Source organism: Marinobacter sp. es.042, assembly GCF_900188315.1.
In the GTDB taxonomy this organism is placed as follows: domain Bacteria; phylum Pseudomonadota; class Gammaproteobacteria; order Pseudomonadales; family Oleiphilaceae; genus Marinobacter.
In genome coordinates this window covers 3,569,129-3,591,089 of record NZ_LT897781.1, presented here as the reverse complement: position 1 = coordinate 3,591,089, position 21,961 = coordinate 3,569,129, and the positions used below count along the sequence as shown (strand labels likewise).

The following is a 21,961-nucleotide window of genomic DNA, read 5'->3' as shown; positions in this document are numbered from 1 at the left end:
TCGTTACCTTCTAACGGCAGGTAGTTTATCTTGAGGAGTTTGCCGAGTCCTGTCGAGGAGGGTGAACCAAAACACGCCCGTAAATACGTCCCTGTAGGGCTCGGTCGCGCCATCCCTGGCGCTCCACGGTTTTGGCACACCCTCCCCGCCAGGACTCTCCGCAGGCGTTGGAAGTGCCTGCGCCACACTCAGAGACAAAACTGTCGGATCAGCCCTCGCAGTACCTTAACGGTTGGATCAAGCTGGGACAGCTCGATAAATTCATCGGGCTGGTGCGCCTGATCGATGGATCCGGGGCCCATGACCAGGGTTTCCAGGCCGAGCTTCTGCAACCAGGGCGCTTCCGTGGCGAAAGCAACAGCGTGGGCGGTATGGCCCGTCAGTTTCTCGCAGGCTTTGACCAGAGCGGCATCGGCCGGAGTTTCGAACGGTGGCACGCCATCAAAGAGCGGCTCGAATTCCAGGGACAGTTCCCGCCGTTCCGCGATCGGCTGCACCTTGCTCAAGATGATCTGGCGCAGGGTTTCCATATTCATGCCCGGCAAGGGGCGCAGATCAAAGTGCAGTTCGCACTGGGCACAGATACGGTTTGGATTGTCGCCGCCGTGGATGCAGCCAAGGTTCAGGGTCGGAAACTGCACTTCGAAGTTCGGGTTACGATACTTTTCCTGCCATCCTGAGCGGAGCGCCAGCAACTCGGTGAGCGCTTCGTGCATCCCCTCCATGGCGTTGCGACCGAGAGCCGGGTTGGAAGAGTGGCCGGACTGGCCCTCGAATTTCAGGCGCTCCATCATGATGCCCTTGTGCATGCGTACCGGTTTCAGGCTGGTTGGCTCGCCGATGACCGCGTAGCGGGCCTTGGGCTTGCCAGCTTCGGCCAGGGCCCGGGCGCCGTCCATGGAGCTCTCTTCGTCGGCGGTGGCCAGTATGATCAGGGGCTGCTTGAGATCTTCGTCCACAAAGGCCCTGGCTGCTTCAATGGCCAGCGGGAAAAAGCCTTTCATGTCGCAGGTACCCAGCCCGTACCAGCGATTGTCCCGCTCGGTCAGGGTAAAGGGGTCGCTCTGCCAGCGTTTGTCATCAAAGGGCACCGTATCGGTATGGCCGGACAACACAAGACCGCCCGGGCCGCTGCCAAGGGTTCCGATCAGGTTGAACTTTCCGGGCATGCCGGGCACTTCCAGAATTTCCACGGCAAACCCGAGGGCTTCGAGCCATTCTGCCAGGGTTCGCACCACGGGCTCGTTACTATGATCCCATTGTGCCGACGCGCTGCTGATTGAGGGCAGAGATATCAGGCGGGCAAGCATGTCACGAATACCCGGCACCACTGCGGATTTGCTATCGGACTGCGACATAGTTTCCTCTCAGATTCCCATTGGAATCATTGTGCACGGCCACGCCGCCAGACTTCAAAGTTGGTAATCGCCCGGATCAACATCGGGTAGGCGACTTCACCGCCAGCGATAACCCGGGCCACCTCCAGCTCGCGTTCGCTGACGCTCACCAGACGACCCTCTACAACATTGTCATTTGAGAGGGTTACACGAACCTGCCGGTCAATCCATTGTTCAGCGGTTTCAAGACTCGCCGGATACCAGGTTTCGATCTCAGGATCCTCACGTGGCACCACCGGCTCGACGGCCACGTCCGGTGTTTCCTGAACAACCGGCTCAGCCTCGGCCAGATAGACGTCCGGCACGCCTGCACCGTTGTAACGGACGGGCCAGCTCATGCCCGCAGCCTCGTTTTCAGCCGTTCTCACGGGCACCCCGAGCAGTGGCTGAGCCGGCTGCACATTTACCGTGAGCTCACCGCCCTCCAGCAGCCACTGCCGGTACAACGCTTTCAGCTGGTCACTGGCGGCCAGGCCCCGGGCCTCAAGCCCGGCAGACAGCGCCTGCACTGCGCGCCCGGCCCATTCTCCGGTTTCGATACCGGCTTCGCGGGCGCAATAGGCGGCGATGCGACGCATCAGGCCACCATCACGCAAGGTCAGCGTCATCGGCTCGGCGCCACCGGCAACGGTCAGCTCGGCATCCTGGATCCGGATTCGAGCATCACGCCAGTCCAGCTCCAGACTGCCGGTGCTGACGGTATTCAACTCGGCATGGAGATGGCCCGGAGTCTGTCGCACGAAGCCATCCCCGGCGAGCGCTGTGATGCCCATGCGGATCAGATCACCGCTACCCAGCTGTTGGCGCGGATCTGGCGCGCAGGAAAGCGCAAACAAGGCCGGATCGCCCTCGCTGTTGGCGCCTTCTGCGGTGACCCAGTTACGAAGCATGGTCGGGTCCAGGGTCAGGCCAAGGCCGTCGAGTCGCAAGGTCCATTGTTCCGGCATGCCAGCCGGGTCGAACAGGACAGACAGCAAACTGACGGGTGAGCCGGTATCAAGCTCCACCCTCGCCATGTCCAGAGGCTGGGTGAGCTCGAAATCCTGCCAGCTGGCGTCCTTGAGAACCAACCGGCCCTCGACACCGGAACTGATGCTGCCCCTATGCAGAACACCGTGGGGCTCCAGCGCCTGTCTCGCATCGGCCATGCGCTGATCCGCCAGCCACCAGACCCCCGCCTTGAATGCGGCAAAGCCGACCAGAACCAGTATTACCAGCGTCGCAAGCAGGCGCTTCATCCGGAGACTCCTTGTCGGGTGCCGTCAGTTACGGGAAATCAGGGTGCCGACACCCTCATCAGTGAAGATCTCCAACAGACACGCATGCGCGACCCTGCCGTCGATAATATGGGACGTGCGCACGCCGTTTTCGACGGCACTCAGTGCACACCGGATCTTGGGGAGCATGCCACCATGAATGGTGCCGTCCTCGATGAGATCATTGACCTGCTTGGCCGTGAGCCCGGTAAGCACCTTGTCTTCCTTGCTCTTCAGGCCGGAGACGTTGGTCAGCAGCATCAGCTTCTCGGCCTTCATGGCTTCGGCCACCTTGCCCGCCACCAGATCCGCATTGATGTTGTAGGAGGCGCCATCCGGTCCCACGCCAATCGGTGCAATCACGGGAATCAGGTTGCTGCGGGTAAGCATGTCAATCACATCCACATTGACACTGGCCACCTCGCCCACGTGGCCGATGTCAATAATCTCCGGGCGTTCCAGTTCGGGAGAGCGGTCGACGACCTCCAGCTTGCGAGCCCGGATCAGGTTGGCATCTTTCCCCGTGAGCCCAACGGCCATGCCACCGTGGGAATTAATCAGGGACACGATTTCCTTGTTCACCTGACCACCAAGCACCATCTCCACCACGTCCATGGTTTCGGAGTCGGTAACCCGCATACCATTGACGAAACGGGACTGTATATTGAGGCGTTCCAGCAGTTCGCCAATCTGGGGGCCGCCGCCGTGCACGACGATCGGATTGATACCCACCAGCTTCATCAGCACCACATCGCGGGCGAAACTGCTTTTCAGGTCTTCGTTCTCCATGGCGTTACCGCCATATTTGATGACCACTGTCTTGCCGGTAAATCTCTGAATATAAGGCAGACCCCGGCTCAGTACCGAGGCCACCTGCATTGCTGTTTCACGATCCAGCGCCATGTTTTTGCCTTGTTGATCCTGTATTGAAACTTGCCTGCGAAACTCGGTGACTGCGAATCAGAAATCCGCCACCAGATCCGGCGCAGCCTTCTGCAGCTGGTCGCGGAACACAGACTTGATACGCTCCAGTGCCTCGTCGGTCTCCGCTTCAAAGCGTAAGACCAGCATTGGTGTGGTGTTTGATGCCCGGCACAGCCCCCAGCCGTCGGCGTAGTCCACCCGGATGCCGTCGATGGTGCTGATACTGCCGTCACCGAAATCCCCGGACTCGCCGAGGCGTTTGATAATGTCGAACTTGGAACTTTCCGTCACTTCGACGTTCAGCTCTGGCGTACTGATGTCATCCGGGAAATCCTCGAAGACCTCATCGCTGTGACGATCCTCAATGCCCAGAATTTCCAGCAGGCGGGCCGCGGAATACAGACCGTCATCAAACCCGTACCAGCGCTCGCCAAAGAAGATATGACCACTCATTTCCCCAGCCAGCAAGGCGCCAGTCTCTTTCATTTTTGCCTTCATCAGGGAATGACCGGTTTTCCACATGATCGGTCGGCCACCGGCTTCTGAAATCACTCCGGCCAGCCTGCGGCTGCATTTCACATCGTAGAGGACATCGGCCCCCGGATTCCGTGAAACCACATCCCGGGCGAACAGCATCATCAACCGGTCCGGCCAGATAATCTTGCCAGAATTGGTCACCACGCCAAGACGGTCACCATCGCCGTCGAAGGCCAAACCGATGTCGGCCCCTTCCGATTCAACCCGGGCAATCAGATCCGCCAGATTCGCCGGCTTACCTGGGTCGGGATGGTGATTCGGGAAGTCACCGTCCACCTCGCAGTAGAGCGGAATCACTTCGCAGCCCAGTTCCTCGATCAGCATGGGCGCCAGCTCACCGGCAATGCCATTGCCGGCATCAACGACCACCTTGAGCGGTGCCGCTACCGCAATATCGCCAACAATCCGGTCCAGGTAGGCACGGCGCACATCCTCGGTGCTCTGGCTGCCCCGACCGCTGGCAAAATCTCCGGTCTGGATGCGCTGATACAGTTTCTGGATGGCCTCACCTGAAAGGGTTTCACCACCCAACATGATTTTCAGGCCGTTGTAGTTGGCCGGGTTGTGACTGCCGGTCACCATAACGCCAGAGCCAGTCTGGAGTTCGTGGGTGGCAAAATAGAGGACCGGTGTGGGCACCGCACCCACGTGAATCACGTTGCACCCGGCTGCCATGACACCGCGCGCCAGGGCATCGGCCAGATCCGGGCTGGAATGGCGGCCGTCATAACCAATGCAAAGGCTGTCGACACCGCGCTCCCGGGCCTCCGAACCGATGGCCCGACCGATGACTTCAACGCCCTCGGCGGTCAGGGTTTCGCCGACAATGCCTCGAATGTCATAGGCCCGGAAAATATCCTGAGAAAGCTCCACCTGAGGCAGGGTCACCTCTTCTACGTCCGGAGTGTCACCGGACCCGAACAGGGTATCATCGCCGCTGCCGAAGCCGAGAACGTCCTCATCGCCATCAAGCATGTCGATATCGGGCATGTCCTTGTCCTGGAACAGAGGCTCATCGCCGCCCTTGGCGGCACCACCGCCAGACTTTCCGGAACCGGCCGGCCTGGGTTTGGCGGTTGCGCCAGCCTTGGCAACCCGTTTATCAACCACCTGGGACAAGCGGTAGAGCACCTCACCGGTTGAAGCCACCATATCCCAACGGAAGGTCGGCAGTTTTACCCGCTCTCCGCCGAACACCTTGTGGGCCCACTGGATCAGGGCCGTCACGTCCTGACGCAAGCCCTTCTGAGCCCCGCCCAGCAGTACCCAGACGATGATCGCAGCGATCAACGCGGGCACGCCGACCAGAAGGGCGATCATCACCGTATCAACCGGCGCTGCAGACGATTTGGCAGGGGTATAGGCTACGGTCCAGTCCGGATTGGAAAGCCGGCGGGATTCGGCGTTTCCGGAGCCGCTACCGTTACTGACCACGGTGCGGGATGAACCGGACACGGTCTGCACCAGCGCAAGCTGACCACCGAGGCTGGAGTTGACCACTTGCAGCAACGGCTGGATCTGGCCGGAGTCGAAGATAATCAGCAGGCTGCCGATGACCGCATTGCTGGTCGGGTTTCGAACCGGGGTTGCCATCTGGACAAACCACCGGTTATCCCTTGGGAACGCATCCGGAAACAGCCGCTGGCCGGTTTCAGCGCGCCGGGCCAGCTCAAGCCCCGAGAAGCCCAGCAGGCCCTCACTGTTGGAGGTGCGTGGAATGTCACGGTAGGGAAACAGATGAACCGCCTCAATGCCGGGTAGTGAATCCGCCAGCTGCACCTCGGTTGCCGGAATCTCGTTCCGGCTGTTCAGGGCCTGAATGACATGGGGCTGCGTCGCCAGACCATTGACGCTTTTCTGGACCTGGTCAAAATATTGGTTCAGTCGCAGCGCAGCGGCATCCGCCTCCAGGACTTTCAATGACTCGAAGCGCTCCTTTGCCGACGGCTGAACTACCAGAAAATGAAGCAAGGCAACAGCAATCACCCCCGCAAGCACCACGACCAGCGATTGGTTCACCGCCACGGAATTGAGTCTCTTCAGTTTTGGTCCCGAAGAACTGGTTTTTTCCTTCTTCACCGCCTTCTTCGCCGGCTTTTCATCAACGGACGCGTCGGCATCTTTCTTTTTACCCAGCTTCATAGTCCATCCTGCAGTTGTAATTTTATCGTCCTGGACAAGCAGTTATCCGCAAAGTATAGACGCCGGCACAATGTTCTGCGTGGCCGGCTTCCCGGTCACCGGGTGCCGGTGGAGCCAAAGCCGCCGTCACCGCGGGCGCTGGCGTCGAATTCCGAAACCACCTCAAAATCAGCCTGAACAACGGGTACCAGCACCAATTGTGCCAGACGCTCCCCCACATCCACGGTAAAGCTGGTGCGCCCCCGGTTCCAGCAGGACACCATTAACTCGCCCTGGTAATCCGAATCGATCAAACCCACCAGGTTGCCAAGCACAATACCGTGCTTGTGGCCGAGCCCGCTTCGGGGCAGGATCATGGCCGCCAGCGATGGATCGGCAATGTGGATCGAAAATCCTGTCCTGATCAGTTGGGTATCGCCCGGCTCGAGGGTCAGCGGCTCGTCCAGGCAGGCCCGAAGGTCAAGGCCTGCAGAGCCCTCGGTGGCATACTCGGGAAAGGGAATCTGGCTGCCAATGCGATCATCCAGAATGCGTACCTGAAGATTTTTCCTGCTCATGAGGGGTCCTGTCGATTGTAGTGCAGGTGCGCTGCGCTGAGTCAGCGGGCGGCCTGACCAAGATGTTCACCTATCATCGCCACAAGCTGTCGGGCAATGTTCGTTTTGCTGTCGGGACCGATCGACGTCTGGCCGCCCGGCCAGAATACGGTCACCGCATTGTTGTCGCTGTTAAAGCCCAGCCCGGGCGCAGACACATCGTTGGCCACGATCATGTTCAGCTTCTTGCGTTGCATTTTTTCGGTGGCGTAGCTCGCCACATCGGTGGTTTCGGCCGCGAAACCTACGGTAAAAGGCGAATCGTCGCGGCCTGCTATGGTAGCCAGGGTGTCGGGATTGCGCACCAGCGAGAGCGCCATGGCGTCACTGGACTTCTTGATCTTGTCTCCGGCACAGGTTTCCGGCCGGTAATCCGCAACCGCAGCTGTCGCAATAAACAGGTCACAGCCCTCATCCACTGCGCTTGAAGCTTCCTGCAACATGTCCTCGGCCGTTAACACCGGACGAACCTCGACACCGATAGGCGCAGAAAGCGCTACCGGACCACTGACCAGAATCACCCGGGCACCTGCCTTCTGCGCCTCGCTGGCCAGGGCATAACCCATTTTCCCGGAGCTGTGATTGCTTATATAGCGCACCGGGTCGATAGGCTCTCGGGTCGGGCCTGCAGTAATCACGACCGTCTTGCCAGCGAGCACGCCTGTGCGACCGTGATCGACAAGCGCAACAATGTCCTCCGGCTCCAACATTCTCCCTGGCCCGGTATCACCACAGGCCTGCGCTCCCTGAGCCGGCCCCCATAATTCGATCTGGGGATCCTCTTCAAGAAGCCGGATATTTCTCTGGGTACGGCCATTGCTCCACATTGCCTGATTCATCGCAGGCACCACCGCAATGGACACCTCTGTTGCACAACAGACGGTGGTTAAAAGGTCGTCAGCCATACCCTGGGCAAGGCGGGCAATAAAATCGGCCGACGCCGGCGCAACGACTACCTGATCAGCCCACTTGGCCAGTTCAATATGCCCCATACCAGCTTCCGCCTCAGGGTCCAGCAAGGACGTCCTCACGGGCTCGCCACTGAGGGCCTGGAAGGTCAGTGGTGCCACGAACGCTTCCGCCCCGCGGGTCATGACCACCCGCACCTCATGGCCCGCTTTCTTGAGCTGGCGAACCAGTTCGGCGCTTTTATAGGCAGCGATACCACCGGTTACTCCCAGGAGGATTCGTCTGGCGGCCATAAGGGCTCCGTTTCCGCATAAAATGAAAGGCTTATAAGATAGCATGCTCAGGCCGCAGCGACAGCCTGCCAGAGCCGGCATACGTTTACCGATTGTTAGTTTTTAAAGTAACCTTTGTAACCCTGAGATGCCCGTCGCGGTGCAGGAAGCACGAGGGCAGGAGACAACCAATGCAAGGAAGCCACGATGTCAGACCCCGCCTGGCCCACGGACGAACGTCCAAGGGAACGCCTGCTCGCCCACGGCGCGCAAACCCTCTCCGACGCCGAACTGCTCGCGATTTTTCTACGCACCGGCACCACCGGCATGCCGGTCATGGCACTGGCACGCTACCTGATTGAGGAATTTTCCGGGCTGCGGGGGCTGCTGACCGCCTCCCAACGTCAGTTCTGTAATGTCAAAGGCCTGGGAACAGCAAAATATGCCCAGGTGCAGGCAGCCATGGAAATGGCCCGGCGGGTCATGGACGAACCATTGCGTCAGGGGGACCCCCTGCGGTCGCCCGAAGATACCCGCCGGTTCCTCACCAGTCGACTCGGCACGTACCCGCACGAGGTTTTCGCAGGCCTGTTTCTGGACAATCGCCATCGCGTCATCCAATACCGTGAGTTGTTCCGGGGCACCATCGATGGCGCGGCCGTCTATCCGCGGGAAGTGGTGCGACAGGCTCTGGAGGACAATGCAGCAGCGGTGATTTTCGCTCACAACCACCCGTCGGGCGTCGCTGAACCGAGCCAGGCCGACATTTCCCTGACCCGCCGTTTGAAAGAGGCCCTCGGACTGGTGGATATCAGGGTTCTTGACCATATGGTTGTTGGCCATGGTGAGGTAGTATCTCTCGCTGAACGGGGTCTGCTGTGAAGCCCGATGGTTAACCGTGCACGTCGATGCCGGAAAACTGGCCAAATTCCCAACAATTTTTTGCGTTGGGGGGCGAGTTCTGGTATAAAAGCGTCCCTTTCTGGCGGCGTCTGGCGAGCAGCGTTCAGTTTAGAGGCGCGAATGGGGGCGTAATGGCTCCTTAGCAACCAGAGACGCATTAAAAACGAATTCGTATTATTGAGACCATTGCTCAGGTCGGAGGCAAGTATGTCCAGAGTTTGTCAGGTTACCGGTAAGCGTCCGGTATCCGGTAACAACGTATCCCACGCGATGAACCACACTCGTCGTCGTTTTCTGCCGAATCTGCAGAACCATCGTTTCTGGGTTGAGTCCGAGAAGCGTTTCGTGAAGCTGCGCGTATCCACCAAGGGCATGCGCATCATCGACAAAAAAGGCATTGACGCTGTGCTGGCCGATCTTCGTGCCCGCGGCGAGAAATTTTAAGGAGCCGCATCATGCGCGAGAAAATCAAGCTGGTTTCATCAGCAGGTACCGGTCACTTCTACACGACCAAGAAGAACAAGCGTAACACTCCGGAAAAAATCGAGATCAAAAAGTACGATCCGGTTGTCCGCAAGCACGTTGCGTACAAGGAAGCCAAGATCAAGTAATTCCTGATCCGGCGTTTACAAAAAAGCCCGGCCAATGCGCCGGGCTTTTTTGTGGGTCTATGCCTCTCAAAACTTCTCCAGATAGCCCTCAGGTAACGCAACATCCATGGCAATAGGCAGGTGATCCGACATCGGGTAGCTCACCACTTCCGAACGCCGGATCTGCAGTGAAGGGCTCACGAGAATATGATCCAGGGCTTTCTCTGGCCGCCAGCTCGGAAAACTGTGGGCAGTGTCTGGCAATGGCACCAGATCGGTTTCCCTGAGGGGCGTCTGGGTAAGCAGCTGTTCGGCATGGGCGTTCATGTCCCCCATCAGAACCACATGCCGGTAGTCGGCAATCAGTTCCCGGATGTAGCCCAGCTGGCGTTGCTGAGCCGTCTTGCTAAGGGAAAGATGCATCAGCACCAGCACCAGTGGATCATGTTCGGTTCCGTACCGGGCGATGATAGCGCCCCGGCCCGGAATCAGGCCTGGCAACTTGTGTTCGGTAACGTCCAGAGGCCGGTACCGGCTCAGCAGGCCATTGCTGTGCTGGGCGATCTGACCGAGATTCCGGTTCAGTTGCTGGTACCAGTAGGGAATGCCGGCCGCTTCGGCAAGATATTGCACCTGGTTGATATAGCCGCTGCGCAGACTGCCCCCATCACACTCCTGAAGAGCCACCACGTCGTACCCGCGCAGCAGGGAAGCAATCCGGTCCAGATTTTCGATACGGTTACGGTGAGGCAGTATGTGCTGCCAGCTTCGCGTGAGGTAATGACGATAGGACGAGGTGTTGATTCCCACCTGGATGTTAAAGGTGAGCAGACGAATATGTCGTTGCGGCTCGAACTCGGGAACATGCTCGGTCCCGGAGCAGGCACCCCTCGGCCCGCCGGCCGGCTTCAGGATGCCATTCAACTGCTTTCTTATATGCTTGTACATAGTGGCGGTCTCAACCAGCCGGCTGCTTTTTGTACCTGCTTCAGGCTTCCTGGAGCGCTTTACTCCACCTCGCCGCGCTCCTTGGCGACAAGGTAGTCCACAACCTCCAGAACAGCCTCATGGCTACCGGCCATGGATGCACTGATAGTGTACTTGCCATTCACCAGCATAGTCGGCGTACCGGTAATCCGCGCACCGCGGATTTTCGACTGGGCCTTTTGCATGCGGGCGTTCACACCAAAGCTTTTATAGGTGCTCACAAACTCATCCGGATCAACTCCATATTCCGCGACGAAATCGGCAAGCGCTTCCGGTGTATTCAGCGGACGACGCTCGCCGGCAAGCGCATCAAACAGGGCATCGTGCACCTTGTCCAGATCCCCCATGGACTCAAGCGCATAAAAGGCGTAGGCGTGCGGCTCCCAATTCCTTCCCAGTGCCGCAGGAATTTTTACGTAATTGACGTAATCAGGAGCGCTTGCCGCCCACGCCTCAACAAGGGGTTTGAAGTTGTAACAGTGGGGGCAGCCATACCAAAAGACTTCCGCTACCTCGATACCGGAATCGCTGTCGGTTCTTACCGGGTTTTCCAACCGGTTGTAATGGACCCCTTCTTTCCAATCTGCGGCGTTGGCCAGGCCGGTAAAAGACAGCGCCAAAATAAGCAGGAAGGCCGTTCTGAAGGATCGAAACATGAAAAATCTCCGATTATCTCTAAGTCGTTTTGGGAGGATTATGACCCAGCGTACCCGAAAAGTTCCACCGGTCGGCAGTTACAGAAACGAAAGGCAACAAAAAAACCCCGCACAGGGCGGGGTTTTCGACACAGTCCGGCAGCTTCAGTTCAGGCCGGAAATGTAGCTGGAGACCGCTTCGATTTCGGCGTCGGTCAGCTTCGAAGCCACGTCCATCATGATCGATGCGTTCACACCGCTCTGACGCTCACCATCGCGATAGGCTTTCAACTGCTTGATCAGGTACTCCGCGTTCTGGCCGCCGAGAGCCGGGTAGCCGGCCGGCTCGTTGCCAACACCTTGTGGGTTATGACAGCCGGCACAGGAGGGGACGCCGGTTGCCATGTTACCGCCGCGGTACAGAGCAGCACCCTGATCCACCAGATCCGGGTCAGCCTGGCCAACGACCATTTCCTTACTGTTGAAATACGCCGCCAGATCCTGCAGATCCTGATCATCCATGTTATCCAGAATGCCGGTCATTTCCGCGATATTCCGCTCTTTGTCCTTGATCAACACCAGCTGGCGATACAGATATTTTTCACCAAGACCGGACAGCTTGGGATAAGAACCCATAATGGGCTTCGCACCATTCTGGCCGTGACAACCGGCACATACCGCTGCGTTCTGTTCGCCTGCTTGAGGATCTCCAGCCCCGTGCGCCATCGCTGTGAGGCCAACACCGAGAACTACTCCTGCGATCAGTTTTTTCATGCTCGCTCCGCTTCTCTCATCTTTTAAAGGTATTCTTCGCTACGCAGCCGGCAGGCACTGACCAGTCAGGCTCAAAACCGGGGCTGACAGCGGTCGCGCACAGCGCGCCGCCCGGAATTGGTGTAGCATTATACATTAATCCCTGATAACTGAAATCCAAAGGAAAGCCAACCGCTGTGGACCCTGATCTGACTCAAAAAAGCCTCTCATTTAACAGCGCCCGATTCCTCATCAGCGCTTCCCGTCTGGACGAGTGCCCGCCCGATTTCGGAGCGGAGGTTGCCTTCGCCGGCCGATCCAATGCCGGAAAGTCCAGCGCACTGAACGCGATCACCGCTAATGGCAAGCTGGCGCGAACCAGTAAAACTCCGGGGCGCACCCGACTGATCAACTTCTTCTCTCTGAACCGCGAGAATTGCCGAATGGTCGACCTGCCCGGATACGGCTATGCCAAAGTATCCAGGGACATGAAAGACGATTGGCAAAAGCACCTGGGCCACTACCTGAATGACCGGCGCTGTTTACGCGGCCTGGTTCTGGTGATGGACATTCGCCACCCACTGACCGATTTCGACCAAATGATGGTGGAATGGTGCGAACATAACAACCTGCCGCTGATGATTCTGGCCACCAAAGCAGACAAATTGAAATACGGCCAGGCCAAGACCGCCATGCTGGGCATTGCCAAGAACCTGAAATCGTATTCCTGCGTCGAACATCTGATCATGTTCTCTGCCACATCAAAACGGGGCGTGGACGAGTGCCGAGAGGCCTTGATCGAGTGGCTGGAGGGCGATGCTGGAGAAGCAGAGACAACGGCTTGAAGGCATAAAAAAACCGGCCTGCCAGAAAGCAGACCGGTGAAACGTCAGGGTTTGCGACGTGCTAAAACCTGAGATCGCACTCAGGAGACGCAAGGAATGTCCGAATTCCCGACGTCACTCCATATGACTGTAGTGTTCGACAAAAGTTCCAGAATAGATCGTTTTTTGACCACATTTTCGGGTTTCACTTACAAACCCCGGTGCCGGTGTCGCCCAGTTCATGAAGCGACGGCCGGTATTTTTCTCTCAGCGCCATAACACGCTCGCGATACGCCGAGGTGAGATAGGGAATTTCCAGGGTGAGCACCTGGTAGATGCCCTGCTTCAGCTCCGTGAGCGTCAGGCAGGCGGACGCCTCGGCCGCATGTGCTGTCTTCAGGAAAGCCATCCAGTTGGTTATCACCAGCCACACGTTCAGCGACATGGCCGATCGGAGATCCTCTTCCTGGGGTTCAATAATGCCCGCATCCGCCAGCTTCTCGAAGATACGACTGATGGACGCCAGACAGCGGTTGGTGAAATCCCGATAGTCCTGGCGCAACCTCTGATCACTATCGAGAAGGTATTCCAGATCCCGGTGGAAGAACCGATAACTCCAGAGACCGTCGAAGACCGACTCCAGGTAGAAGGTCATGTCGTCCAGGGTCATCGCCCGGTCTTCCGGAATATCCAGGTAGAAATCCACCAGTTTTTCGTATTCCAGAAAGATCTCGTAAATGATGTCCGACTTGTTGCGGAAGTGGTAATACAGGTTGCCCGGCGAGATGGCCAGGTGCGCCGCAATATGGTTGGTCGTGACGTTGCGCTCGCCACGTTCGTTGAAAAGCTCCAGGCTGGAGAGCAGAATTTTGTCTCTTGTCTTCATAGACCCGTCGGCGTTTGTTGTTGTGTCGCTCACAGATGGCCCGATTCGCCACCCGCCTCCGCTTGACTCACTAGAGTATATACTCTAATAATACCCCCAGACGCAAATTGAGTATTTTTTCGCCAGCCTTTCAATATCTGGAATAACAGGTCGCCGACGGACTCTGATCGGCACCAATGAGGAGAAAGCATCATGGGAGCCACTGTCGTCCAGCTCACCGAGAGCAAGAAACAGATCCAGCACACCCACCGCGTGTTTGAGGATCAGAAAAAGGCGTTCCGCAACAATCCGATGCCCTCCCTGGCCGAGCGGCAGGAGAACCTGAAACGCCTCAAGCGGGTTCTGCTCAACAACCAGGACCGGCTTCTGGATGCCATCGACCGGGATTTCAGCTGCCGCTCGAAGGACGAATCCCTGATTGCCGAGGTCATGCCGTCAATCCAGGGCATCAACTACACCCTGAAAAGCCTCAGCGGCTGGATGAAGCCGTCCAGGCGCCACGTCTCCGTGCTGTTCCAGCCCGCCAGCAACAAGGTCCACTTCCAGCCCAAGGGTGTGGTTGGCGTGATCGTGCCCTGGAACTACCCTCTGTACCTGGCGGTGGGCCCACTGGTCGCATCCCTGGCAGCGGGCAACCGCACCATGATCAAGATGTCGGAGTACACGCCACACACCTCGGCCCTGTTCAAGGAGCTGATCGAAGCCAGCTTCCCGGAGGACCTGGTCTCGGTAATTAATGGTGAGGCCGACGTAGCTGCGGACTTCTCGTCACGTCCGTTTGATCATCTGCTGTTCACAGGCTCCACGTCGGTGGGCAAGCTGGTCATGAAGGCCGCAGCGGAAAACCTGACACCGGTCACCCTGGAGCTGGGAGGCAAATCCCCGGCGGTGGTCTCTCCGGATGTGCCCATGGAAGACGCGGCCCAAAGAATCGCCTTTGGCAAGGCTTTCAATGCCGGCCAGACCTGCGTGGCGCCCGATTACGTCCTTTGCCCCGCTGACCGGGTGCAGTCGTTTGTCGACGAGTTTCGTGCCCGTTTTTCCGAGATGTATCCCAGCCTGCGGGACAATGACGATTTCACTGCCATCATCAATGAGCGGCAGTACGATCGACTGCAAGGCTACCTTGAGGACGCCCGGGAGAAAGGCGCCGAACTGGTGGAGATCAACCCTGCCCGTGAGAATCTGAAGGACGGCACCCGAAAGCTGCCCCTGACGCTGGTACTGAACACCACGCCGGATATGAAGGTAATGCAGGATGAGATCTTCGGTCCGATTCTGCCGATCGTCAGTTACGGCAGCCTGGATGAAGCCATTCATTACATCAATGATCGTCCGCGGCCTCTGGCGCTGTATTTCTTCGGATACGACAAGACCCAGCAGCAGCATGTGGTGGATAACACCCACTCTGGAGGCATGTGCATCAACGATTCCCTGATGCACGTAGCCCAGGATGATCTGCCGTTCGGTGGCATCGGCGATTCCGGCATGGGGCACTATCACGGCCGCGAGGGGTTCCTGACCTTTTCCCATCACCGGGCCATTTTCACCAAGCAGAAATTCAACAGCGGCAAGTTTGTCTATGCGCCCCACGGAACGACTGCGCACAAATTGGTTTACAAGTTCTTTATCCGCTGAGAACTCGGAGTCTGTCGCGGGCTGGTAGCCCCTTCCAAAACACGCCGTGAATACGTCCGTGTAGGCTTGAGCAAAACATCCCTGTTTTGCACAGTTTTGGAAGGGGCTACCAGCCCGCGACGATTCAGCATTTTCCCCGCTATCCAAAAACAATAACGAGAACACACCCATGCAGAAACAGATCCCTGATCCGTCAGGACACCCTCAATTTGCCGATCTGAACCGCCGAAGCTTTCTGAAAACCGGACTGGGCGGCGCCCTGTTTCTGAGCACCGTAACTGTCACCGCTGGGCTAAGCGGATGCGCCACGCAGCCGGCGGGTCGGCTGAGTGCCGTTGGCACCCGGATGGATGCCAGCTACCAGTTCCGGTTCTTGACCGCAGACGACATTGCATTATTTGAAGCCCTGCTGCCCGCCATGATTGGGCCGGGCTTGCCGGAGCAGCCTCAAGCCAGAAACGCAGCGATTGCCGGAACCATCGAACGAATTGATGCCGGTATCCACAAATTCGGTCCGGCCAACCAGAAGGAACTGCGGCAACTGTTTGATCTGCTGAACTTCGGGCTCACCCGGGTGACCGTTGCCCGGGTCTGGTCCAGCTGGCCGAATGTGACCACGGAGGAAGCGGACGCGTTTCTGGAGCGCTGGCGCACCAGCCGTATCGGACTTTTCAATAATGGCTACATTGCGCTGACCAAGATCAGCAACGTGGCATTTTATGGCTATCGCGATTTCTGGCATCTGTCCGGCTATCCCGGACCACCGCAATACGCGGTCGACGCATTGCCACAATTCCAAAACGCCTGATTGCCAGCTGATCTGACGGAGCACAAGCATGTCATTGACCGATCGTATTGCCCGGGGCCTGGAATCAGGCTGGAACGTCACCGATAGCGCCCTTCTGAGGCAAAACCTGACCGCAGAAGCGGATGTTGTTGTTATCGGAACCGGCGCCGGTGGCGGTACCACCGCCGAGATTCTGGCCCGCAGCGGGTTGTCCGTGATACTCGTGGAGGAGGGCCGGCTTTACTATCAGAAAGACTTCAAGATGGACGAGCAGACCTCCTATGCCAACCTTTACCAGGAAGGCATGAGCCGGGTAACCCGGGACGGGGCAATCGCCATTTTGCAGGGCCGCTGCGTGGGCGGTTCCACCACGGTAAACTGGACTTCCAGTTTCCGGACACCGCCGCCCACGCTCGATTACTGGGCCGAGCAGTTTGGCCTGGACGAACTCCGGCCGGACGCCATGGCGCCCTGGTTCGATGGCCGGGAAGAACGCCATTCCATGGCGCCGTGGCAGGTCGACCCGAACGTCAACAACGACATCTTGCGCCAGGGCTGCGAGAAACTGGGCTACAGCTGGCAGATCATTCCCCGCAATGTGAAAGGCTGCTGGAACCTGGGCTATTGCGGCGTCGGCTGCCCGACCAACGCCAAACAAGGCGCCCTGATGACCACCATTCCGGGGGCGCTCGATAACAACGCCCGGCTATTCCACAGCCTGCGCGCCGACCGCCTGGTCATGAACCAGGACCAGATCGACCATCTGGAAGCCTCTGCGTTTGCCGATGATGGCGTCACTCCAACCGGCATCAAGGTCAATCTCAAAGCCAGACACTTCGTGGTCGCCGCCAGCGCCATCGGCAGCCCCGGCCTGCTGCTGCGCTCAGATATCCCGGACCCGCACCAGCGGATCGGCAAGCGTTCGTTCATCCATCCTGTCAACGCCACCGTCGCCCAGATGCCTCAGCGCGTCGACCCATTCTATGGCGCGCCCCAGTCCATCTACTCTGACGAATTCAACTTCCGCAACGGCGTCGACGGCCCGGTTGGCTACAAACTCGAGGTGCCACCACTGCACCCGGGCATGTCCAGCGGCGTCATACCCGGCCACGGCGAAACCCAAATCAACAACATGGCCGGCCTGCCCCACATGCAGTCCGTCATCGCCCTGCTCCGGGACGGCTTCCACCCCGAAAGCCCCGGCGGCACCGTCTCCCTCCGCGACGACGGCAGCCCGGTACTGGACTACCCCGTCAGCGACTACCTCTGGAAGGGCATCCGCGAAGCCTTCCACACCATGGCCGAAATCCAGTTCGCCGCCGGTGCCGAAAAAGTCCGCCTGATGCACCTGGATTCCGACTGGTACACCAACTGGACCGACGCCAAAGCCGCCATCGACCAACTCCCCATGGCACCCCACCGCGTCCGCCTGTTCACCGCCCATCAGATGGGCGGCTGCGCCATGGGCAGCAATCCGCAAAACTCGGTCGTCAACGGCTTTGGTGAACACCACCACGTTGGTAACCTCAGCGTCCACGATGCTTCGATCTTCCCGACCAGCATCGGGGCAAATCCGCAGCTGTCGGTGTATGCCCTGGCGGCACGCAACAGTACTCGGTTAGCGCAAAAACTCTCGCAAACTGCCAGTTAGCAGTGCCCGCTGATAAAGGCCCGGTTCCCGTCGGGGATGCTTACGCGGGACTAGACAGGCTGGCTGGAAGGGCTTGTCCGGGAATGTGAGAAGCCATGGATGGCTTCGCTCAAGCGCACAGGGATGTGCTCGTAGCGTTTCCCGGACAAGCCCTTCCAGTCGGCCCCAGCACATAGCCGACATGCACTGCCTGAAGCCCCGGACGCCTACAGAGTCTCCGAAAATGCTGCTATCCTAGGCGCTTACAAAGAAAGGAGCTGCGCATGTCCAAAGTCATCTACCCGGGCACCTTCGATCCCATCACCAACGGCCACACCGACCTGATCGAACGGGCCGGCCGAATGTTTGATGAAATCGTTGTTGCCATTGCCTACAACCCCAAGAAACAGCCACTTCTCGACCTCGAAGAACGCTGCGAACTGGTCCGCCAGGCAACCGCGCACCTCCCCAATGTCACCGTCACCGGCTTCAGCAACCTGCTCGCCGACTTTGTCCGTGAACAGGGCGCCACCGTGATCCTTCGCGGCCTCCGGGCGGTGTCCGATTTCGAGTACGAATTCCAGCTGGCCGACATGAACCGCCGGCTCGCGCCGGAAGTCGAGAGCGTTTTCCTGACGCCGGCCAACCACCTGTCTTACATCTCCTCCACGCTGATCCGGGAAATTGCATCCCTGGGTGGCGATGTCTCGGAGTTTGTTGATCCGGCGGTAGAAGCTGCCCTGAAAAAGAAGTTCAGCTGACCCTGAAATTACGAAAAAAGCCCCGACCAGCGGGGCTTTTTTATGGCAATGAACCAGCGGCGTCAAAGCAACGGCGGCAAAGGAATTTCCACACCGTTCACGTCCAGCACAAGATCTTTCATACTGGCATCAAGCACCAGCAGGTCGCCTTGCTCTACCAGCAGCCCCTGCTTGATCAGCGGTGCCAGCTGTAACCGGAATTCCGGGTATTCCTCCGCGAGTGCGACGGGCAGACTGAGATCCATTTCGCCGGTCAACTGCTGCATCACCATCAGCATTTCGGCTTTCTGATCCGCCGTCAGCTCCGGATGGGCGATTCGGGCGCTGCCTTCAATCACACCCTCCGGGGTGGTCACGGTCAGCTCTGGAAAACCAACCGAGAACCCGGCTGCTGCCAAATCCCGAACGGCGGCATTCACCTGCTGCATGGCGGCCATCTGCTGCTCAAACTGCTGGGGACCGCCGGAGGCCTGAGTGATAGCCAGCGCCTGCATGGATGAAAGGCTCTCGGTCAGGTTGCTCCAGGCCGCCACATCCAGCCCCGACAATGCGAACACCAATCTCTGGGGACCATAACGCTCATCGGCCGTTGAAACGCCAGCGACCTCGAACGTCATTCGTGAATCCAGGCGTTCACCATCGTTGACCGGCTCGCTGCTGCTACGAACCGAAATCTCCTGAAGCGTGAACGGGGCTTCCGCTGCCGGCGTCACAGCAACCGATTCCACCGCAATCTCGCCGGAGCCGGTCCAGACCTCACCGGTCAGATGGCTCATGGTTTGCTCCAGGCGGAAGTCGCTGACCTGAATATCCAGGTCCGGACCGGACAGGGTTACTCCCGGCCAGACCATCAAGGCATCGGCCTGAGAACCGGCGTCACTGATCTCAATTCGTGCCAGACCGCCACTTGAGGCCAGGGTCTCCCCGGTATCCGGGTCCGTCAGGGTCATCTGGGGCGCTTCGAGTTCAAGAACAGCAGTACCCCAGAGACGGGTTTCCAGGGTCAGCCTCGGCTCCTCACCGGAGAACCAGTCGGTATCACCGGCGGCCCAGCCATCCTCAGGCTGGAAATCCATCAGGCTGCCGGTCACGCCATGGGTCACATTCGCCCGATAGGCAAGCCTTTGGGATTCACCGGTTTCCGGATTGATCAGGTTCACCGAACCGCTGAAACGGGCTCCGAGAATACCCCTCTCATAGTTATCCGTTTCCATGCGAAGGAAGGGTTGTGCATCGTTCACCTCCGCTGTTGCCTGGTGCCACTGCTGCTCAGTTACGTATCCCACGACCCAGGGCAGGCCGCCAGCTACAGCCAGCACACCAGCGCCGGCAATCATCCATTTGGCGTTCAAACACTTTCTCCAGTTCGGGAATCAGGTTTTTCCGGTCAGCCGTTCAAGCAACACCAATTGTGAGGCAAGGCGCTCTTCACCTTCTGCAGGCTGGTTTTGAATATAACTGCCGTCCGGTTGCAGTACCCAGGACTGGCAATTGTCGGCCAGGTAAGTATCCAGATCTTCTCTGACCCGGGCGGCGAGATCAGGATCGTCCAGAGGGAAAGCGGTTTCCACCCGGCTGAGCAGGTTCCGTTCCATACCATCGGCACTGGAGCAATACACATCCGGGCGGCCATTGTTGCCAAAATAGTAAACACGGGTGTGCTCCAGGAAACGGCCAATAATCGACCTCACCCGAATATTCTCCGAGAGGCCCGGCACTTCCGGGCGCAGACAACAGATGCCGCGGATGATCAGATCGATTTTCACACCGGCCTGTGAGGCCCGATAAAGCGCCTTGATCAGTTGGATCTCCGTCAATGCGTTGAACTTGAAGATGATTCGGCCCTTGTCCCCATAACCGGCTTCCCGATCAATCAGGCTCAGGAGTCGCTGATGCAGGGTGAAGGGCGAATGGAAAAGCTTCTTGATCTTCAGGGCCTTGCCCATTCCGGTAAGCTGCTGGAACAGCTTGTTGACGTCGTCGCTGATGGACTCATCGCAGGTCATGAAGCTGTAGTCGGTATACAGACGGGCGTTACCGGCATGGTAGTTTCCGGTGCCCAGGTGCACATAACGGCGCAGCCGTCCCTCCTCACGCCTCACAATCAGAATCATCTTGGCGTGAGTCTTATAGCCAACCACGCCGTATACCACGATCACGCCCGCTTCCTGCAGCCGACTGGCCAGCTCGAGGTTTTCGGCCTCACTGAACCGCGCCCGCAACTCGATAACCGCGGTAACCTCCTTTCCGCGACGGGCCGCATCCGCCAACGCCTCGACAATCTCCGAGTCTGCCCCCGTCCGGTATAGGGTCTGGCGAATCGCAAGAACCTGAGGGTCCTTGGCGGCCTGACGCAGCAGATCAACGACCGGGCTGAAATTTTCGTAAGGGTGCAACAGGAGAATCGGGCGCTTGCGAATGGCATCAAACATCGATTCCTTGCTGCGGATCTGCTTGGGAATCGACGGCGAAAAACCGGAATAGTTGAGGTCCGGCCTGTCCACCAGCCCACCGACAGCCATCAATCGGGTCAGGTTCACCGGGCCATGGACCTGATAAAGATCGCGCTCGGTCAGACCGAATTCCTTCAGCAGGAACTGAACCAGCTCTTCCGGGCAGTTATCGGCAACCTCAAGGCGCACGCCGTCGCCAAACCGCCGGCTGAGCAGCTCACCACGCAGGGCCGAAGCCAGATCTTCCAGGTCATCTTCGAGCTCAAGGTCGGCGTTGCGGGTCAGCCGGAACTGATAGCAGCCTTTCACCTCCATGCCGGGGAAGAGCTCGTCGGCATGGGCGTGGATCATGGACGACAGGAACACCAGATTCTCGCCACCGTTGCAGACGTCATCAGGCAACCGGACCAGACGCGGCAGCGAACGCGGAGCCGGAACAATCGCCATACCGGTTTCCCTGCCGAAGGCATCCTTGCCATCCAGTTCAACAATGAAATTCAGGCTTTTGTTGACCAGTCTCGGAAAGGGGTGTGACGGATCCAGCCCGATGGGGCTGACCACCGGCAGGATCTCCTCTTCAAAATAGGTGCGGACCCACTCCGCCTGCTCTGGCGTCCACTCCCGACGACGGACAAAATGAATGTTCTCCTGTTCCATCTCGGGAATCAGGACATTATTGAGTATGTCGTACTGCTCGCGAATATACTCGTGAGCAACACGGCTGATTTCCGCCAGTGCCTGGTCCGGCATCATGCCATCGGCACCAACGGTCTCACGGCCGTATTTCATCTGCTGCCGTAGACCGGCGACGCGGATCTCGAAGAATTCGTCCATGTTGCTGCTGAAGATGCAGCAGAAAATCAGACGGTTGATCAACGGGTGCGTCGTATCCAGAGCCTGCTTGAGCACGCGGTAATTAAACTGGAGCTGGCTCAGTTCCCGGTTGAAGTAGTTCTCATTGGCATCCAGATTGACCTCCTCACCAACCGGGGGCACGTCGACCGGCGCAGGCACACTCCGTTCATCCCCTGCTTTCTGTTTCTTCGCCGTATCCGTTGTCATGATTCCTTTATTCCATCGT

The 21,961-nt window shown here is 58.5% G+C and carries 20 protein-coding genes; 8 read left to right on the top strand and 12 right to left on the bottom strand.

Going from position 1 to position 21,961, the window contains the following annotated elements; all coding sequences use genetic code 11:
- Positions 1 to 188 precede the first annotated feature (188 nt).
- From argE to coaBC, 6 genes are all read right to left on the bottom strand, one after another.
- Positions 189 to 1,358, bottom strand: coding sequence for an acetylornithine deacetylase (argE, locus tag CFB02_RS16505; RefSeq protein WP_088558874.1), 1,170 nt, complete (start codon positions 1,356 to 1,358; stop codon positions 189 to 191).
- 26 nt (positions 1,359 to 1,384) lie between these two features.
- Positions 1,385 to 2,635, bottom strand: a complete 1,251-nt coding sequence (locus CFB02_RS16500) for an acetylornithine deacetylase (protein WP_088558873.1) — start codon at positions 2,633 to 2,635, stop codon at positions 1,385 to 1,387.
- A 24-nt stretch (positions 2,636 to 2,659) separates the two neighbouring features.
- The gene (gene argB / locus CFB02_RS16495) at positions 2,660 to 3,556 is read right to left on the bottom strand and encodes an acetylglutamate kinase (protein WP_088558872.1); all 897 of its coding nucleotides are present in this window, start codon (positions 3,554 to 3,556) and stop codon (positions 2,660 to 2,662) included.
- Positions 3,557 to 3,613: 57 nt separating this feature from the next.
- The gene (locus CFB02_RS18515; protein WP_088558871.1) at positions 3,614 to 6,256 is read right to left on the bottom strand and encodes a phosphomannomutase/phosphoglucomutase; all 2,643 of its coding nucleotides are present in this window, start codon (positions 6,254 to 6,256) and stop codon (positions 3,614 to 3,616) included.
- Between the two features lie 95 nt (positions 6,257 to 6,351).
- On the bottom strand, positions 6,352 to 6,813 hold the full coding sequence (dut, locus tag CFB02_RS16485) for a dUTP diphosphatase (protein WP_088558870.1): 462 nt from the start codon (positions 6,811 to 6,813) through the stop codon (positions 6,352 to 6,354).
- 41 nt (positions 6,814 to 6,854) lie between these two features.
- Entirely contained in the window at positions 6,855 to 8,054 is a 1,200-nt protein-coding gene (coaBC, locus tag CFB02_RS16480) for a bifunctional phosphopantothenoylcysteine decarboxylase/phosphopantothenate--cysteine ligase CoaBC (RefSeq protein ID WP_088558869.1), read from the bottom strand.
- Between the two features lie 186 nt (positions 8,055 to 8,240).
- On the opposite strand from coaBC, the gene radC reads away from it, so the two are divergent.
- The 3 genes from radC (at position 8,241) to rpmG (ending at position 9,547) form a co-directional block, all read left to right on the top strand.
- Entirely contained in the window at positions 8,241 to 8,915 is a 675-nt protein-coding gene (gene radC / locus CFB02_RS16475) for a RadC family protein (protein ID WP_088558868.1), read from the top strand.
- Between the two features lie 228 nt (positions 8,916 to 9,143).
- Positions 9,144 to 9,380: a 50S ribosomal protein L28 gene (gene rpmB, locus CFB02_RS16470; protein ID WP_008173462.1), complete on the top strand. Its 237-nt coding sequence runs from the start codon at positions 9,144 to 9,146 to the stop codon at positions 9,378 to 9,380.
- A gap of 11 nt (positions 9,381 to 9,391) precedes the next feature.
- The gene (rpmG, locus tag CFB02_RS16465; protein ID WP_008173465.1) at positions 9,392 to 9,547 is read left to right on the top strand and encodes a 50S ribosomal protein L33; all 156 of its coding nucleotides are present in this window, start codon (positions 9,392 to 9,394) and stop codon (positions 9,545 to 9,547) included.
- Positions 9,548 to 9,613: 66 nt separating this feature from the next.
- On the opposite strand, the gene CFB02_RS16460 is transcribed toward rpmG, so the two are convergent.
- The 3 genes from CFB02_RS16460 to CFB02_RS16450 all read right to left on the bottom strand — a co-directional run bounded on the left by CFB02_RS16460 (position 9,614) and on the right by CFB02_RS16450 (position 11,922).
- Positions 9,614 to 10,474 (bottom strand): endonuclease/exonuclease/phosphatase family protein, encoded by an 861-nt coding sequence (locus CFB02_RS16460; protein ID WP_088558867.1) that lies wholly within the window; start codon positions 10,472 to 10,474, stop codon positions 9,614 to 9,616.
- A 59-nt stretch (positions 10,475 to 10,533) separates the two neighbouring features.
- On the bottom strand, positions 10,534 to 11,169 hold the full coding sequence (locus CFB02_RS16455; protein ID WP_088558866.1) for a thiol:disulfide interchange protein DsbA/DsbL: 636 nt from the start codon (positions 11,167 to 11,169) through the stop codon (positions 10,534 to 10,536).
- A gap of 144 nt (positions 11,170 to 11,313) precedes the next feature.
- Positions 11,314 to 11,922, bottom strand: a complete 609-nt coding sequence (locus CFB02_RS16450) for a c-type cytochrome (RefSeq protein ID WP_088558865.1) — start codon at positions 11,920 to 11,922, stop codon at positions 11,314 to 11,316.
- Between the two features lie 176 nt (positions 11,923 to 12,098).
- Here CFB02_RS16450 and yihA point away from each other — a divergent pair, with 176 nt between their 5' ends.
- Positions 12,099 to 12,746 carry a ribosome biogenesis GTP-binding protein YihA/YsxC gene (gene yihA, locus CFB02_RS16445; RefSeq protein WP_014578513.1) on the top strand — a complete coding sequence of 216 codons (648 nt, stop codon included), beginning with the start codon at positions 12,099 to 12,101 and terminating at the stop codon, positions 12,744 to 12,746.
- A 184-nt stretch (positions 12,747 to 12,930) separates the two neighbouring features.
- Here yihA and CFB02_RS16440 read toward each other — a convergent pair whose 3' ends face one another.
- Complete coding sequence (locus CFB02_RS16440; RefSeq protein ID WP_088558864.1) at positions 12,931 to 13,611, bottom strand: TetR/AcrR family transcriptional regulator; 681 nt, start codon at positions 13,609 to 13,611, stop codon at positions 12,931 to 12,933.
- 192 nt (positions 13,612 to 13,803) lie between these two features.
- On the opposite strand from CFB02_RS16440, the gene CFB02_RS16435 reads away from it, so the two are divergent.
- The 4 genes from CFB02_RS16435 (at position 13,804) to coaD (ending at position 18,427) form a co-directional block, all read left to right on the top strand.
- Complete coding sequence (locus CFB02_RS16435) at positions 13,804 to 15,249, top strand: coniferyl aldehyde dehydrogenase (RefSeq protein ID WP_088558863.1); 1,446 nt, start codon at positions 13,804 to 13,806, stop codon at positions 15,247 to 15,249.
- 169 nt (positions 15,250 to 15,418) lie between these two features.
- Positions 15,419 to 16,057: a hypothetical protein gene (locus CFB02_RS16430; protein ID WP_088558862.1), complete on the top strand. Its 639-nt coding sequence runs from the start codon at positions 15,419 to 15,421 to the stop codon at positions 16,055 to 16,057.
- 28 nt (positions 16,058 to 16,085) lie between these two features.
- Positions 16,086 to 17,687: a GMC family oxidoreductase gene (locus CFB02_RS16425; RefSeq protein ID WP_088558861.1), complete on the top strand. Its 1,602-nt coding sequence runs from the start codon at positions 16,086 to 16,088 to the stop codon at positions 17,685 to 17,687.
- Between the two features lie 263 nt (positions 17,688 to 17,950).
- Positions 17,951 to 18,427, top strand: a complete 477-nt coding sequence (gene coaD, locus CFB02_RS16420; protein WP_062786015.1) for a pantetheine-phosphate adenylyltransferase — start codon at positions 17,951 to 17,953, stop codon at positions 18,425 to 18,427.
- A gap of 62 nt (positions 18,428 to 18,489) precedes the next feature.
- Here coaD and CFB02_RS16415 read toward each other — a convergent pair whose 3' ends face one another.
- Together CFB02_RS16415 and ppk1 are read right to left on the bottom strand one after the other, a co-directional pair.
- On the bottom strand, positions 18,490 to 19,779 hold the full coding sequence (locus CFB02_RS16415; protein ID WP_088558860.1) for a DUF945 family protein: 1,290 nt from the start codon (positions 19,777 to 19,779) through the stop codon (positions 18,490 to 18,492).
- A gap of 21 nt (positions 19,780 to 19,800) precedes the next feature.
- Positions 19,801 to 21,942, bottom strand: a complete 2,142-nt coding sequence (gene ppk1, locus CFB02_RS16410; RefSeq protein WP_088558859.1) for a polyphosphate kinase 1 — start codon at positions 21,940 to 21,942, stop codon at positions 19,801 to 19,803.
- Between the last annotated feature and the right edge of the window lie 19 nt (positions 21,943 to 21,961).

Coding starts and splice junctions, on each gene's coding strand:
- coaBC (WP_088558869.1), bottom strand. CDS start 8,054: ATGGCCGCCAGACGAATCCTCCTGGGAGTAACCGGTGGTATCGCTGCC.
- CFB02_RS16430 (WP_088558862.1), top strand. CDS start 15,419: ATGCAGAAACAGATCCCTGATCCGTCAGGACACCCTCAATTTGCCGAT.
- argB (WP_088558872.1), bottom strand. CDS start 3,556: ATGGCGCTGGATCGTGAAACAGCAATGCAGGTGGCCTCGGTACTGAGC.
- CFB02_RS16500 (WP_088558873.1), bottom strand. CDS start 2,635: ATGAAGCGCCTGCTTGCGACGCTGGTAATACTGGTTCTGGTCGGCTTT.
- radC (WP_088558868.1), top strand. CDS start 8,241: ATGTCAGACCCCGCCTGGCCCACGGACGAACGTCCAAGGGAACGCCTG.
- CFB02_RS18515 (WP_088558871.1), bottom strand. CDS start 6,256: ATGAAGCTGGGTAAAAAGAAAGATGCCGACGCGTCCGTTGATGAAAAG.
- CFB02_RS16450 (WP_088558865.1), bottom strand. CDS start 11,922: ATGAAAAAACTGATCGCAGGAGTAGTTCTCGGTGTTGGCCTCACAGCG.
- CFB02_RS16425 (WP_088558861.1), top strand. CDS start 16,086: ATGTCATTGACCGATCGTATTGCCCGGGGCCTGGAATCAGGCTGGAAC.
- dut (WP_088558870.1), bottom strand. CDS start 6,813: ATGAGCAGGAAAAATCTTCAGGTACGCATTCTGGATGATCGCATTGGC.
- rpmG (WP_008173465.1), top strand. CDS start 9,392: ATGCGCGAGAAAATCAAGCTGGTTTCATCAGCAGGTACCGGTCACTTC.
- CFB02_RS16435 (WP_088558863.1), top strand. CDS start 13,804: ATGGGAGCCACTGTCGTCCAGCTCACCGAGAGCAAGAAACAGATCCAG.
- CFB02_RS16440 (WP_088558864.1), bottom strand. CDS start 13,611: ATGAAGACAAGAGACAAAATTCTGCTCTCCAGCCTGGAGCTTTTCAAC.
- CFB02_RS16460 (WP_088558867.1), bottom strand. CDS start 10,474: ATGTACAAGCATATAAGAAAGCAGTTGAATGGCATCCTGAAGCCGGCC.
- rpmB (WP_008173462.1), top strand. CDS start 9,144: ATGTCCAGAGTTTGTCAGGTTACCGGTAAGCGTCCGGTATCCGGTAAC.
- argE (WP_088558874.1), bottom strand. CDS start 1,358: ATGTCGCAGTCCGATAGCAAATCCGCAGTGGTGCCGGGTATTCGTGAC.
- ppk1 (WP_088558859.1), bottom strand. CDS start 21,942: ATGACAACGGATACGGCGAAGAAACAGAAAGCAGGGGATGAACGGAGT.
- coaD (WP_062786015.1), top strand. CDS start 17,951: ATGTCCAAAGTCATCTACCCGGGCACCTTCGATCCCATCACCAACGGC.
- CFB02_RS16455 (WP_088558866.1), bottom strand. CDS start 11,169: ATGTTTCGATCCTTCAGAACGGCCTTCCTGCTTATTTTGGCGCTGTCT.